Consider the following 15,111-nt stretch of genomic DNA (forward strand, 5'->3'; position numbering starts at 1 on the left):
TCATGTCACTGATCGAACCGGCAACTGCGCAGACGCGTTCGTGGCAGTGGGTTGATACGCGAGGGTTATCCGTTGACCAGTTTCAGGCCCGATTCCGGATAGCGACCACCGGCAACGGCGGCCACCGGGAACAGGTCTCTCAACGCCTGCAGTTCCGCCGGGCTGAGTGTGACGTGCAGTGCCGCGACATTCTCCTGCAGGTATTTACGCTGCTTGGTGCCCGGGATCGGGATGACGTCGCTGCCTTGCGCCAACACCCACGCCAGCGCCAGTTGGCCAGCGGTGATGCCTTTGTCGGCTGCCAGCTGCTGAACCTTCTCCACCAGCAACAGGTTCTTGCCGAAGTTTTCTCCCTGAAAGCGCGGGCTGCTACGGCGGTAGTCATCGGCGGCGAAGTCATCGGGGCTTTTCAGCGTACCGGTCAGAAAGCCACGGCCCAAGGGGCTGTAAGGCACGAAGGCGATGCCCAGACGACGGCAGGTTTCCAGCGCGCCGTTTTCCTCCGGCTCACGGCTCCAGAGGGAATACTCGGTCTGTAACGCGGCGATCGGGTGGACCTTGTGTGCGCGTTCGAGCGTTGCGGCCGAAGCCTCGCTCAGGCCCAGATAACGCACCTTGCCCGCCTTGACCAGTTCGGCCATGGCACCGACCGACTCTTCAATGGCGATGTTGGGGTCGATGCGGTGCTGGTAGTACAGGTCGAGGGTGTCGATTTTCAGACGCTGCAAGGTGCCATCGATGGCCGCCCTGATGTACTCGGGGCTGCCGTTGACGCCACGCGCACCCGCGTCGCCGGGGGTGCGGACGATGCCGAACTTGCTGGCGATGAAGGCCTGATCGCGCTTGCCGGCCAGGGCTTCGCCGAGCAGTTGTTCGTTGGTATGGGGCCCGTACATGTCGGCGGTGTCGAACAGCGTGACGCCCAGTTCCAGCGCCTGATGAACCGTCGCGATGGCCTCTCTGGTATCGCCGCCGGTGGTGTAAAAATCGGTCATGCCCATGCAGCCAAGGCCGAGTGCCGAGACCTGCGGTCCATTCTTGCCCAATTGACGCGTCTGCATAATGGATTCCTTGTGGTGTTGAGGAGATCACTATTCTTGCTGCTCGACAGCGCCACGATAAACCGGCTAAAAGTGCTTTCACTATTGGCAATATCTAAACAATCAAACAGGACCGACGGGCACGGTTATGGATAAATTCAACGCCATGCGCGCCTTCACGCGCATCGTCGAGCTGGGCGGTTTCGCCCGGGCGGCGGACAGCCTGCACATGCCACGAGCCTCGGTGACCATCCTCATCAAACAACTGGAAGCCCATCTGGGCGTTCAATTGCTGATGCGCACCACCCGACAAGTCACGCCGACGCTCGATGGTCAGGCGTATTACCAGCGCTGCGCCAGCCTGCTCAACGACCTGGATGACGCCGAGTCGGTCTTTTCCACGGTCGCCAAGGCTCCCGAAGGTGTGCTGCGTGTCGATATGCCCGCCGGGTTCGGTCGGCTGATCATCATGCCGATGTTGCCTGAGTTCACCGAGCGCTACCCCAGGCTGGAACTCGAAGTGGGGATGTCGGACCGCCCGGTGGACTTGATTCGCGAGGGCTTCGATTGCGTGGTGCGCGGCGGACAGCCACTGGATCACTCGCTGGTGGCTCGGCCGCTGGCGCAGATGCGTCAGGTGGTGTGCGCCAGCCCTGCGTATCTGCAGCGTCGTGGCACGCCCCGAACGCTGGACGACCTCGGCCAACACACCGTCATCGAGTATTTTTCAGCCACCTCGAACAAGCGCTATGGTCTGGAGTTTGTCGTCAACGGCAAGAACCAGGAACTGGAGCTGCCGAAAAGTCTGGCGACCAACAGTGCCGATGGTTATCTGGCGGCCTGCAGTGCCGGTTATGGCCTGGTGCAGACGCCGTACTACCATGCCGCCGAGGCACTGCGCCGCCAGGAACTGATCGAAGTGCTGGGCGACTACCCGCAACCGCTGCTGCCGTTGACCGCGCTGTACCCGGCCCACCGCCAGATGTCGCGCAGGGTGCGGGTGTTCGTCGACTGGCTGGTGGAACTGTGCGCGCGGCCCGGTTTGCTCGACAAACGCGGGGGCGAGCGCTGAACCTGACAACAAATTCATGTATACCGGTAGGTCGCTAACCGCTTTCGTGGTTAACTTCCGGCTTTCCCGCAACCTCAGAATAAGGACTCAGCTCATGGCTCAAGTGACTCGTAGAGGCTCCCCGGTACAAATCAGTGGCGAGCTGCCAACCGTCGGCAGCAAGGCCCCGGCCTTCAAGCTGGTCGGCGGCGATCTGGCGGACGTGACCCTGGAAACCTTTGCCGGCAAGCGCAAAGTGCTGAACATCTTCCCAAGCGTCGACACCCCGACATGCGCCACCTCCGTGCGCAAATTCAATGCCCAGGCCAATGACCTGAACAACGCGGTCGTGCTGTGCATCTCCGCCGACCTGCCGTTCGCCCAGGCGCGTTTCTGCGGAGCCGAAGGCCTGGAAAACGTGAAAAACCTGTCGACCATGCGTGGCGCCGAGTTCATGGAAAACTACGGCGTAGCCATTGCAGATGGCCCGATGGTCGGCCTGACAACCCGCGCGGTGGTCGTGCTGGATGAAAACGACAACGTGCTGCACGCTGAACTCGTGCCGGAGATTGGTCAGGAGCCAAACTACGACGCAGCGCTGGCGGTATTGAAGTAAGTTGTCGCCTGCGTATCGCCGTTAAAATCCCGGCAATACCCGGCAACATTTAAGCGGCCTGACTCGTTCAGGCCGTTTTCATTTGCACGTCAGCACCTTATCCAAAGTAAGCACTGGGTAAATTGCCGGTAAAGGCTCTTTGCTTGGCACGTAACTATGCTTATTGTTCAGCCTCCCGAAGACGCTCACGCGCACACTGGTTGACTTATTCATGCAATCGTCTGGTTCTCGTAATTCCCGTCGCTGGCTGATTAGCCTGTTGGTCCTGTTGATTGTCGCTGGCCTCTGCTGGCGTTTCTGGCCCAGTTCCACTGCGCCTTCGGACGCTTCAGCGCAAAAAAGCGAACAGGCCCACAAAGGCGCCAGCCGCAGCGGCGGTGCCGGGAAAGTCGTTTCTCAGCGTCCCGGCTTCGGCGGCTCGACCGGTCCTGTGCCGGTACGCGTGGCGGCCGCCACCACCGGCGATTTCCCGATTTATTACAAAGCCCTCGGCACCGTTACGGCGTTGAACACCATCAACGTGCGCAGCCGGGTGGCGGGCGAACTGGTCAAGATCAATTTCCAGGAAGGGCAGCAGGTCAAGTCTGGCGACCTGCTGGCAGTCATCGACCCGCGCAGCTACCAGATCGCCCTGCAACAGGCCGAGGGCACGCTGATGCAGAACCAGGCGCTGCTCAAGAATGCGCAGATCGACGTACAGCGTTATCGGGACCTGTACAAGGAAGACAGCATCGCCAAACAGACCCTGGACACCGCCGAGTCGCTGGTGGGTCAGTATCAGGGCACTATCAAGACCAATCAGGCAGCGGTCGGCGATGCCCGACTGAACCTGGATTTCACGCAGATCCGCGCGCCGATCTCCGGGCGCATCGGCCTGCGCCAGCTGGACGTCGGCAACCTCGTGGCCGCCAACGACACGACCGCGCTCGCCGTGATCACCCAGACCAAGCCGATCACGGTCAACTTCACGCTGCCGGAAAAGGATCTCGCCGACGTCATTGGCCGCTACCGCAGTGGCGCCAGGCTGCCGGTCGAAGCCTGGGACCGTGGCGATGTGAAGTTGCAGGCCAACGGGGTACTGGCGAGCATCGACAACCAGATCGACATCACCACCGGAACACTGAAGTTCAAGGCGCGCTTCGATAACGACGACGAAACCCTGTTTCCCAACCAGTTCGTCAACGCGCGTCTGCTGGCCAATACGCTCAAGGGCGTGGTGCTGGTGCCGACGGCTGCCGTGCAGTTCGGGGTCGATGGCACCTTCGTCTACGTGATGGACGGCGACAAGACAGTGCGCATCCGCTCGCTCAAGACCGGCCCGGGTGACGAAAACTCGACGGTGATCACCCAAGGCCTTGCCGCGGGCGACCGCGTCGTGCTGGAGGGCACGGACCGTCTCAAGGACGGCAGCGCCGTTGAAGTGGTCAACGACAGCAAGGATGTGCCGACCACGCCGGGCGGCAAACTGCAGGGCCAGCCGGCCAAAGACAAGGAGTCCGGTGAGTCGGCGGACGCCGCCACCGCGCAGAAAGGCAACGTATGAACCTGTCACGGCTGTTCATCCTTCGGCCTGTCGCCACCACGCTCAGCATGCTCGCCATCGTCCTGGCGGGCCTGATCGCCTACAGCCTGCTGCCGGTGTCGGCCTTGCCTCAGGTGGATTACCCGACCATCCGGGTGATGACGCTGTACCCCGGCGCCAGCCCGCAAGTGATGACCAGTGCCGTGACCGCGCCGCTGGAGCGGCAGTTCGGGCAGATGCCGGGCCTGACGCAGATGGCGTCCACCAGTTCTGGCGGTGCCTCGGTCATCACCCTGCGTTTCAGCCTGGACATCAACATGGATGTCGCCGAGCAGGAAGTGCAGGCCGCGATCAATGGCGCGACCAATTTGCTGCCCACCGATCTGCCCGCGCCGCCGACGTACAACAAGGTCAACCCGGCCGATACGCCGGTGCTGACGCTGGCGATCACCTCGAAAACCATGTTGTTGCCCAAACTCAATGACCTGGTCGACACGCGCATGGCGCAGAAGATCGCGCAGATCAGCGGCGTCGGCATGGTCACCATCGCGGGCGGGCAGCGTCAGGCAGTGCGGATCAAAGTCAATCCCGATGCGCTGGCGGCCAACGGCTTGAACCTGTCGGATGTGCGCACGCTGGTCAGCAATTCCAACGTCAACACACCCAAGGGTAACTTCGACGGCCCGACCCGGGTGTCGATGCTCGATGCCAACGATCAACTCAAATCGCCCGAGGAGTACGCCAATCTGATTCTGGCGTACAACAACGGCGGCCCGCTGCGGCTCAAGGATGTCGCGCAGATCGTCGATGGCGCCGAGAACGAACGCCTTGCCGCCTGGGCCAATGAGAACCAGGCCGTGCTGCTCAATATTCAGCGTCAGCCGGGTGCCAACGTCATCGAGGTGGTCGACCGCATCAAGGCGTTGCTGCCGAGCATCACCGACAACCTGCCGGCAGGGCTGGATGTGGTGGTGCTGACCGACCGCACGCAGACGATCCGCGCATCGGTCAGCGATGTGCAGCATGAATTGCTGATTTCCATCGTGCTGGTGGTGCTGGTGACGTTCCTGTTCCTGCGCCGTTTCAGCGCCACGATCATTCCGTCGGTCGCGGTGCCGCTGTCGCTGATCGGCACCTTCGGGGTCATGTACCTGGCCGGGTTCTCGGTCAATAACCTCACGTTGATGGCGATGACCATTGCCACCGGGTTCGTGGTCGACGATGCCATCGTGATGCTGGAGAACATTTCCCGGCATCTGGAGGAGGGCGAAACGCCCTTGCAGGCGGCGCTCAAGGGCGCCAGACAAATCGGGTTCACCCTGATTTCGCTGACCATCTCACTGATCGCGGTGCTGATTCCCTTGCTGTTCATGGCTGACGTGGTGGGTCGTCTGTTCCGCGAATTCGCCATCACGTTGGCTGTCGCGATCCTGATTTCGCTGGTCGTGTCGCTGACCCTGACGCCGATGATGTGCGCGCGCTTGCTCAAGCGCGAACCCGAGGAGCACCAGCAAGGCCGCTTCTACCGCGCCAGCGGCGTCTGGATCGACTGGCTGATTGCAGCGTACGGGCGCAAGTTGCAGTGGGTGCTCAAGCACCAGCCATTGACCCTGCTGATCGCCATCGCCACGCTGGGCGTCACGGTGTTGTTGTACCTGGCGGTGCCCAAAGGCTTCTTCCCGGTGCAGGACACCGGCGTCATTCAGGGCATTTCCGAGGCCCCGCAATCGGTTTCGTTCAGCTCGATGAGCGAGCGGCAGCAGGCACTGGCGAAGATCATTCTCGAGGATCCGGCGGTGGCCAGCCTGTCGTCCTACATCGGTGTGGACGGCGACAACGCGACGCTCAACAGCGGTCGCATGCTGATCAACCTCAAGCCTCACAATCAGCGCGATGTCACTGCCACCGAGGTGATCCAGCGCTTGCAACCGGAAGTCGATCAGCTGTCGGACATCCGCCTGTTCATGCAACCGGTGCAGGACCTGACCATCGAGGACCGTGTCAGCCGCACGCAGTATCAGTTCAGCATGTCATCGCCGGATGCCGAGCTGCTCAGTCTGTGGAGCGGCAAACTGGTCGATGCACTGGCTCAGCGTCCGGAACTCACGGACGTCGCCAGCGACCTTCAGGACAAGGGCCTGCAAGTGTTCCTGAACATCGACCGCGACGCGGCCAGCCGTCTTGGTGTCACCGTGGCCACGATCACCGATGCGCTGTACGACGCATTCGGCCAGCGGCAGATTTCTACCATCTACACCCAAGCCAGCCAGTACCGCGTGGTGCTTCAGGCCGCGTCGGCCAACGATCTCGGGCCTCAGGCGCTGGAACAGATCCACGTCAAGACCACTGACGGCGGGCAGGTCAAATTGTCGAGCCTGGCGAAGGTCGAACAGCGTCAGGCGCAGCTGGCGATCGCGCACATCGGCCAGTTTCCGGCGGTGATGATGTCCTTCAACCTGGCACCGGGCGTGGCGCTGGGCAAGGCGGTCGAGGTCATCGAGCAGGTGCAGAAGGACATCGGCATGCCGATTGGCGTGCAGACCCAGTTCCAGGGCGCGGCCGAAGCGTTCCAGGCGTCGTTGTCCAGTACGCTGCTGCTGGTGCTGGCAGCGGTGGTCACCATGTACATCGTGCTCGGCGTGCTCTACGAGAGCTACATTCACCCGATCACCATTCTCTCGACGCTGCCGTCGGCGGCCATCGGCGCATTGCTGGCGCTGATCCTGAGCGGCAACGATCTGGGCATGATCGCGATCATCGGCATCATTCTGCTGATCGGTATCGTCAAGAAGAACGCGATCATGATGATCGACTTCGCCCTGGACGCCGAACGCAACCGCGGCATCGATCCACAGACCGCCATTTACGAAGCCGCGCTGTTGCGTTTCCGGCCCATCCTGATGACCACACTGGCGGCGCTGTTCGGCGCGATCCCGCTGATGTTCGCCAGCGGCTCCGGGGCCGAACTGCGTCAACCGCTGGGGCTGGTGATGGTCGGCGGCCTGTTGGTCAGCCAGGTGCTGACGCTGTTCACCACGCCAGTCATCTATCTGTATTTCGATCGCATGGGACGCAGGTTCCGCCGTTCGGGCAAAGCCGAGGTGGCGGTGTGATGAACAGCCTCACGCTTCCAGCCTCTGGTTTGGTGCGCTCTGCTGACAGAACGTCGTCAAGCGACGTGTCGGCTGCCGCCTGGAGCTGTCGCCCATGAACCTGTCCGCTCCGTTCATCAAACGGCCAGTGGCGACCATGCTCCTGAGCCTGGCGATCATGTTGCTGGGTGGCATGAGCTTCGGGCTGTTGCCCGTCTCGCCGTTGCCGAACATGGACTTCCCGGTGATCGTGGTCAGTGCGTCCTTGCCCGGCGCCAGCCCGGAAATCATGGCGTCCAGCGTGGCGACGCCGCTCGAGCGGTCGCTGGGCACCATTGCCGGCGTCAACACCATGAGCAGCCGGTCAAGCCAGGGTTCGACGCGGATCATTCTGCAGTTCGACCTGGATCGCGACATCAATGGTGCAGCCCGTGAAGTCCAGGCCGCCATCAACGCCTCGCGCAGCCTGCTGCCCAGCGGGATGCGCAGCATGCCGACCTACAAGAAGGTCAACCCGTCGCAGGCGCCGATCATGGTGCTGTCGCTGACCTCCGACGTGCTGGAAAAGGGTCAGCTGTACGACATGGCCTCGACGATTCTGTCGCAGAGCCTGTCCCAGGTGAACGGCGTGGGGGAGGTGCAGATCGGCGGCAGTTCGCTGCCGGCGGTGCGAGTCGAACTGGAGCCCAAGCTGCTCGACCAATACGGCGTCTCTTTGGACGACGTGCGCACGACGATTTCCGGCTCCAACGTGCGCCGGCCCAAGGGCTCCGTGGAAAACAGCGAGCACAACTGGCAGGTTCAGGCCAACGACCAGCTGGAGAAGGCCAAAGATTACGAGCCCCTGATCATTCGCTACCAGAACGGCGCCGCGCTGCGCCTCAAAGATGTCGCCACGGTCAAGGACTCGGTGGAGGACCGCTACAACAGTGGTTTCTTCAATGACAAGGCGGCGGTGTTGCTGGTAATCAACCGCCAGGCCGGCGCCAACATCATCGAAACCGTAGCGGCGATCAAGGCACAACTGCCGGCCCTGCAGGCGGTGCTTCCGGCCAGCGTCAAGCTCGACCTGGCGATGGATCGCTCACCGGTGATCAAGGCGACCTTGCATGAGGCGGAAATGACCCTGTTGATCGCAGTGGTGCTGGTGATCATGGTGGTGTTTCTGTTTCTCGGGAATTTCCGTGCGTCGCTGATTCCCACCCTCGCTGTGCCGGTATCGCTGGTGGGCACGTTCGCCATCATGTACCTGTACGGTTTTTCCCTGAACAACCTGTCGCTGATGGCGCTGATCCTCGCGACCGGGCTGGTGGTGGACGACGCCATCGTCGTGCTCGAGAACATTTCGCGGCACATCGACGAAGGCGTCGCGCCGATGCAGGCCGCCTACCTGGGTGCCAAGGAAGTCGGCTTTACCCTGTTGTCGATGAACGTGTCGCTGGTGGCGGTGTTCATTTCGATTCTGTTCATGGGCGGGCTGGTGGAAAGCCTGTTCCGCGAGTTCTCGATCACCTTGTCGGTGTCGATCATCGTGTCGCTGGTGGTCTCGCTGACATTGACGCCGATGCTCTGCGCGCGCTGGCTGAAGCCTCATGTTCCGGGCAACGAAAACCGCTTGCAGCGCTGGAGCGCACGGGTCAACGACCGCATGATCGCCGGCTATGATCGCAGTCTGGTCTGGGTGCTGCGTCATCGTCGCCTGACCCTGCTCACGCTGCTCATCACCATCGGCGTGAATATCGCGCTGTATGTCGTGGTGCCCAAAACCTTCCTGCCGCAGCAGGACACCGGGCAGTTGATGGGCTTCGTGCGCGGCGATGACGGCCTGTCGTTTTCGGTGATGCAGCCGAAGATGGACATCTACCGCACCGCGCTGCTCAAGGACCCGGCGGTGGACAGCGTTGCCGGTTTCATCGGCGGCAACGGCGGCACCGGCAACGCCTTCATCATCGTGCGGCTCAAGCCCATTCAGGAGCGCAAGATCGGCGCGGCGCAAGTGGTCGAGCGGCTGCGCAAGGAAATGCCTCAGGTGCCGGGTGGACGTCTGTTCCTGCAACCCGATCAGGACCTGCAACTGGGCGGCGGTCGTGAGCAGACCACGTCGCAGTACCAGTACATTCTGCAGAGCGGCGATCTGGAAAGCCTGCGCCTGTGGTACCCCAAGGTGGTGGCTGCACTCAAGTCGCTCAAGGAGCTGACCGCCATCGATGCCAACGATGGCGGCGGCACGCAACAGGTGACACTGGTGGTGGACCGCGACGCGGCCAAGCGTCTGGGCATCGACATGAACATGGTCACTACGGTGCTGAACAATGCGTACAGCCAGCGGCAGGTGTCGACCATTTATGACCCGCTGAACCAGTATCAGGTGGTGATGGAGGTCAATCCCAAGTACGCCCTGGACCCGGTCACGCTGGAGCAGGTGCAGGTGATCACTGCCGATGGCGCGCGGGTGCCGCTGTCGACCATCGCTCACTATGAGCGCACGCTGGAAGACGACCGGGTGACCCACGATGGCCAGTTCGCCTCCGACAACATCTCGTTCGACCTGGCCGACGGCGTGACCCTCGACCAAGCCACGGTGGCCATCGAACGCGCGGTGGCGGCGGTCGGCCTGCCCGAGGACGTGATCGCCAAGATGGCCGGCACCGCCGACGCCTTCGCGGCCACGCAGAAGAGCCAGCCGTGGATGATTCTCGGCGCCCTCGTTGCGGTCTATCTGGTGCTGGGCATTCTCTATGAAAGCTACATTCATCCGCTGACGATTCTGTCCACGCTGCCGTCGGCGGGCGTCGGCGCGCTGCTGAGCATTTACCTCACCGGAGGGCAGTTCAGCCTCATCTCGCTGTTGGGGTTGTTTCTGCTCATCGGCGTGGTGAAGAAGAACGCGATCCTGATGATCGACCTGGCGCTGCAACTGGAGCGGGTCGGCGGCATGACCCCGGTCGAGTCGATCCGCAACGCTTGCCTGCAACGCCTGCGTCCGATCCTGATGACCACGCTGGCGGCGATTCTCGGCGCCGTGCCGTTGCTGCTGAGCAGCGCCGAGGGCGCCGAAATGCGCCGTCCGCTGGGCCTGACGATCATCGGCGGCCTAGTGCTGAGCCAGATCCTCACGCTGTACACGACCCCTGTGGTTTACCTTTATCTTGACCGTCTGCGCCATCGCTTCAATACCTGGCGCGGTGTGCAGACGGATGCCGCCCTGGAAACTCCGCTATGACCGACCCCATCAACGCTCCCGTACCACAGCGCACGCTGCCTTTTCGCCGTACGTTCGGCATCGGCCTCTGCGCGCTGCTGCTGAGCGCCTGCGCGGTCGGCCCCGATTACCAGCGGCCGGACATGCCCACGCCGGCGCACTTCAAGCAGGCCGAAGGCTGGACGCAGGCCAACCCCAGCGATGCGATCGCCCGTGGCGCCTGGTGGGAGATCTACGGCGACCCGCAGCTCAACGCGCTGGTGGAAAAGCTCAATACCTCCAACCAGACCGTCGCTCAGTATGAAGCCCAGTACCGGCAGGCTGCCGCACTGGTGCGCAGCGCCCGGGGCGCTTTCTTCCCGACGCTGGACCTGACCACCAGCAAGAACCGTTCGAGCCAGGGCACAGGTAGCAGCAGTTCGAGCCTGAGCAGTTCCAGCAGCGGGATCCGCGACACCTACAACGCGCAACTGGGCGTGAGCTGGGAAGCCGATATCTGGGGCAAGCTGCGCCGGGGCCTTGAGGCCGATAAAGCCAGCGCCCAGGCCAGCCTTGCCGACCTTGCGTCAATGCAGCTGAGCCTGCAGTCGCAGCTCGTCCAGAACTACCTGCAACTGCGCGTCATCGATGAGCAGAAGCGCTTGCTGGAAAAGACCGTCGACACTTACCAGCGCTCGCTGACCATGACGCAAAACCAGTATCGCGCCGGTATTTCCGGGCGTGACGCCGTCGCTCAGGCGCAAACCCAGCTCAAGAGCACCCAGGCGGACCTGATCGATCTGGCCTGGCAGCGTGCCCAGTACGAGAGCGCGATTGCCGTGCTGATGGGCCAGGCGCCGGCTGATTTCAGCCTGGCCACAAGCGAAACAGTGCCCGCGCTCCCGCAGATCCCGGTGCAACTGCCTTCGCAACTGCTCGAGCGTCGTCCGGACATCGCTGCTGCCGAGCGCTCGGTCATGGCCGCCAACGCCAACATTGGCGTGGCCAAGGCTGCGTATTACCCGGACCTGACCTTGAGCATGAGCGGCGGCTACAGCAGCAGCACCTTCAGCAACTGGATCTCGTTGCCCAACCGTTTCTGGTCGGTCGGCCCGCAACTGGCGATGACCCTCTTCGACGGTGGCCAGCGCGCTGCGGAAGTGGACCGCACCGAAGCCGTCTACGATCAGACCGTGGCGCAATATCGCCAGACCGTGCTCGACGGCTTCAAGGAAGTCGAGGATTACCTGGCGCAACTGCGCGTCTATGAACAGGAGGCCGGCGTGCGCGCCGAGGCGCTGGCCTCGGCCCGCGACTCGTTGCGTCTGACCAGTAACCAGTACAAAGCCGGTTTGATTGGCTATCTTGATGTGGTCAACGTTCAAACCACGGCGTTGAGCAACGAACGCAGCGTGCTGACCTTGCTGGAAAGCCGTCTGGTCGCCAGCGTTCAGTTGATTGCTGCACTGGGTGGTGGCTGGGATGCCGAGACCGGCTTGACGCGTGATCCGCAGTTGTCGGGACGTCAGCCCAAGGAAAGTGGCGCATTGCCATAATTCTGACGAGACGGCCGCGACATTCTTGCGGATTTCGGTACAATCGCCACCGAATTTTTCAGGCTGAAAAGCCCATCTGTCGAGTCAATAGCCAGCATGCTGATCGGCCAATACACGTTTTCCCTGGTCCTGATTTCCGTCCTCGTGGCGATTCTGGCGTCCTACACTGCGCTCGATCTGGTCGGCCGCATCGGCTCCGCCACCGGCAAGGCCGTGATGATGTGGATCGGCGGTGGCGCGCTGTCCATGGGCATCGGCATCTGGTCGATGCACTTCATCGGCATGCTCGCGTTCCAGTTGCCGATCGATCTGGGCTTCGATCTCGGCCTGACACTCCTGTCCCTGCTGATCGGTATCCTGTCTTCGGGGTTTGCCTTGTGGCTGGTCAGTCACGAGCGCGTTCCGGTCCTGCATATTCTCTTCGGCGCACTGCTGATGGGCCTGGGCATCAGCGCCATGCATTACACCGGCATGGCGGCATTGCGCATGCAGCCGGGGATCGATTACGACCCCACGCTGTTCGGCGTGTCGCTGCTGATCGCCGTCGGTGCTTCTGCCGCGGCGTTGTGCATTGCCTTGCGCCTGCGCCGGCAGACGCCGTACGTGCGTCTGGCCCGGGGCGGGGCGGCCATCATCATGGGCTTCGCCATCGTCGGCATGCATTACACCGGCATGGCCGCCGCCGGGTTCCCCGAGGGCAGCGTCTGCGGGGCGGCGCTGACCGGCCTGCGCACTGACGGTCTGGACAAGCTGGTGCTGGTCACCAGCCTTGCGGTGTTGAGCATCACGTTACTCACCTCGGTGCTGGATGCGCGCATGGAAGCCCGTACCGCCGCGCTGTCGCAGTCGCTGAGCGAGGCCAACCGCGAGCTCACGCAACTGGCCTTGCACGACACGCTGACCGGTCTGCCGAACCGTATCCTGCTGGCCGACCGCATCGAACAGGCGATGCGCAAGGTCGACGCCCACGGCGGCATGTTCGCGGTCATGTTCATGGATCTGGACGGCTTCAAACCGGTCAACGACGCGTTCGGTCATCACGTGGGCGACCAATTGTTGCGCGAGGTGGCGCTGCGCATGCGCGAGAATTTCCACCGCCACGACACGCTGGCGCGCATCGGCGGCGACGAGTTTGTCCTGCTGGTGGAACTGGAAGAACTCGATGACGTAGCGACGGTGGCGGCGCGGCAGGTTTCGCTGGTGGCAAGGCCCTTCAGCGTGCAGGACCATGACCTGCAAGTGACCGTCAGCATCGGCATCAGCCTGTACCCCGGCAATGGCCAGAGCCAGCAGGAATTGCTGATGAACGCCGATGCCGCGATGTATCACGCCAAGAGCGCGGGCAAGAATGGCTACAGCTTTTTCGACGCTTCGATGAACACCAACGCGCGTAATCAGTTGCAACTGCTGCAGGATTTACGCGCCGGGCTGCGTGAAGGCCAGTTCTGTCTGCATTATCAGCCCAAGTTTTCCGCTGGCACCCGCGAGCCCGTCGGCGCCGAAGCGCTGGTGCGCTGGAATCATCCGCAGCACGGCTTGCTGATGCCGGACAAATTCATCGGGCTGGCAGAGAAAACCGGCCTGATCATCAACATCGGTGAATGGGTGCTCAACGAGGCCTGCCGGCAAATGCGCGTCTGGTATGACGGCGGATTCACCCATTGGCGGATCGCCGTGAACCTGTCGGCCTTGCAGTTCTGTCATGCGGGACTGGTGGATACCGTGGCCCGGGCGCTGGCGACCCACGGCCTGCCAGCCAACTGCCTGACCCTGGAAATCACCGAAACCACGGCCATGAATGACGCCGACGCCAGTATGACGGTGCTGCAGAAGTTGTCGGACATGGGCGTGGACCTTTCCATCGATGACTTCGGCACCGGTTATTCGAGCCTGATGTACCTGAAACGCCTGCCGGCCAACGAACTGAAAATCGACCGGGGCTTCGTGCGCGACCTGGAGCACGACAGCGATGATGCGGCGATCGTTTCCGCCATCGTGGCGTTGGGTCAGGCGCTGAACCTGCGCATCGTCGCGGAGGGCGTCGAGACCGCCAGCCAGCAAAGCTTCCTGACCCGTCTGGGTTGTGATTCGCTGCAGGGTTATCTGCTGGGCCATCCATTGCCAGCGGACCGGTTCATGGCTGATATTAGCGCGGCGCAGCAACACGAATCCGAAAACACCCACTGACGCTTCACGCTGTGCCAACACATAACAATAGAAAACACACAACACGTCACGAGCATCGATCGATTCGGAAACTCCATGGATAAAAACCTCCTCATCACTGGCGGCTCCCGAGGTATCGGCGCCGCCACGGCAGTTCTGGCGGCTTCACAGGGATATCGCGTTTGCATCAATTATCTGTCCGACCACACCGCTGCCGAGCGCGTGTGCGGGCAGATCCGCGAGGCGGGGGGACACGCCATCGCGGTTCAGGCCGATGTCAGCAACGAAGACGAAATCATTCGTCTGTTCTCGCGTGTGGATGCCGAACTCGGGCGGATCACGGCGCTGGTCAACAACGCCGGCACCGTGGCCGAGACCTCGCGCGTCGACGCGATGTCGGAGTTTCGCCTGCTCAAGATCATGATGAGCAACGTGGTCGGGCCGATGCTGTGCAGCAAACACGCACTGTTGCGCATGCTGCCGCGCCATGGCGGACACGGCGGCAGCATCGTCAACGTGTCATCGGTGGCGGCGCGTCTGGGCTCGCCCGGCGAGTACGTGGACTACGCCGCCTCCAAAGGCGCGCTGGACACCTTCACGGTCGGGCTGGCCAAAGAAGTGGCGGGCGAGGGCGTTCGGGTCAATGCGGTGCGGCCCGGGTACATCTTCACTGAATTTCACGCGCTGAGCGGGGATCCGCAGCGGGTAAGCAAGCTGGAGCCGACCATTCCCATGGGCCGGGGCGGGCTGGCCGATGAGGTGGCCGAAGCGGTCCTTTGGCTGCTGTCGGACAAGGCGTCGTACTCTACCGGAACGTTCATCGATCTCGGCGGCGGTCGTTAGGTCCGCGTCGACGAAACACACCTGCGGGAGCGCACAGATCCGCT

General features: G+C 62.5%; 9 protein-coding genes. 8 read left to right on the plus strand and 1 reads right to left on the minus strand.

Features of this window, described 5'->3' with window-relative positions; all coding sequences use genetic code 11:
* Nucleotides 1–65 precede the first annotated feature (65 nt).
* On the minus strand, nucleotides 66–1,061 hold the full coding sequence (locus AAGQ88_RS12790) for an aldo/keto reductase (RefSeq protein ID WP_342655571.1): 996 nt from the start codon (nucleotides 1,059–1,061) through the stop codon (nucleotides 66–68).
* Nucleotides 1,062–1,188: 127 nt separating this feature from the next.
* Here AAGQ88_RS12790 and AAGQ88_RS12795 point away from each other — a divergent pair, with 127 nt between their 5' ends.
* The 8 genes from AAGQ88_RS12795 to AAGQ88_RS12830 all read left to right on the plus strand — a co-directional run bounded on the left by AAGQ88_RS12795 (nucleotide 1,189) and on the right by AAGQ88_RS12830 (nucleotide 15,067).
* On the plus strand, nucleotides 1,189–2,112 hold the full coding sequence (locus tag AAGQ88_RS12795) for a LysR family transcriptional regulator (RefSeq protein WP_342655572.1): 924 nt from the start codon (nucleotides 1,189–1,191) through the stop codon (nucleotides 2,110–2,112).
* A gap of 94 nt (nucleotides 2,113–2,206) precedes the next feature.
* Nucleotides 2,207–2,707, plus strand: coding sequence for a thiol peroxidase (gene tpx, locus AAGQ88_RS12800; RefSeq protein ID WP_342655573.1), 501 nt, complete (start codon nucleotides 2,207–2,209; stop codon nucleotides 2,705–2,707).
* A gap of 211 nt (nucleotides 2,708–2,918) precedes the next feature.
* A complete protein-coding gene (locus tag AAGQ88_RS12805; protein ID WP_342655574.1) occupies nucleotides 2,919–4,250 on the plus strand; it encodes an MdtA/MuxA family multidrug efflux RND transporter periplasmic adaptor subunit in 1,332 nt (443 codons plus the stop codon).
* The gene (locus AAGQ88_RS12810; protein ID WP_342655575.1) at nucleotides 4,247–7,342 is read left to right on the plus strand and encodes an MdtB/MuxB family multidrug efflux RND transporter permease subunit; all 3,096 of its coding nucleotides are present in this window, start codon (nucleotides 4,247–4,249) and stop codon (nucleotides 7,340–7,342) included. Before AAGQ88_RS12805 ends, AAGQ88_RS12810 begins: the two co-directional genes overlap by 4 nt.
* A 94-nt stretch (nucleotides 7,343–7,436) precedes the next feature.
* Entirely contained in the window at nucleotides 7,437–10,544 is a 3,108-nt protein-coding gene (locus AAGQ88_RS12815) for an efflux RND transporter permease subunit (protein ID WP_342655576.1), read from the plus strand.
* On the plus strand, nucleotides 10,541–12,058 hold the full coding sequence (locus AAGQ88_RS12820; protein WP_342655577.1) for an efflux transporter outer membrane subunit: 1,518 nt from the start codon (nucleotides 10,541–10,543) through the stop codon (nucleotides 12,056–12,058). Before AAGQ88_RS12815 ends, AAGQ88_RS12820 begins: the two co-directional genes overlap by 4 nt.
* Before the next feature lie 96 nt (nucleotides 12,059–12,154).
* A complete protein-coding gene (locus tag AAGQ88_RS12825) occupies nucleotides 12,155–14,245 on the plus strand; it encodes an EAL domain-containing protein (protein ID WP_342655578.1) in 2,091 nt (696 codons plus the stop codon).
* Between the two features lie 75 nt (nucleotides 14,246–14,320).
* Complete coding sequence (locus tag AAGQ88_RS12830; protein ID WP_342655579.1) at nucleotides 14,321–15,067, plus strand: SDR family oxidoreductase; 747 nt, start codon at nucleotides 14,321–14,323, stop codon at nucleotides 15,065–15,067.
* Nucleotides 15,068–15,111 lie beyond the last annotated feature (44 nt).

This window comes from Pseudomonas sp. F3-2 (assembly GCF_038804275.1).
Classification (GTDB): Bacteria; Pseudomonadota; Gammaproteobacteria; order Pseudomonadales; family Pseudomonadaceae; genus Aquipseudomonas.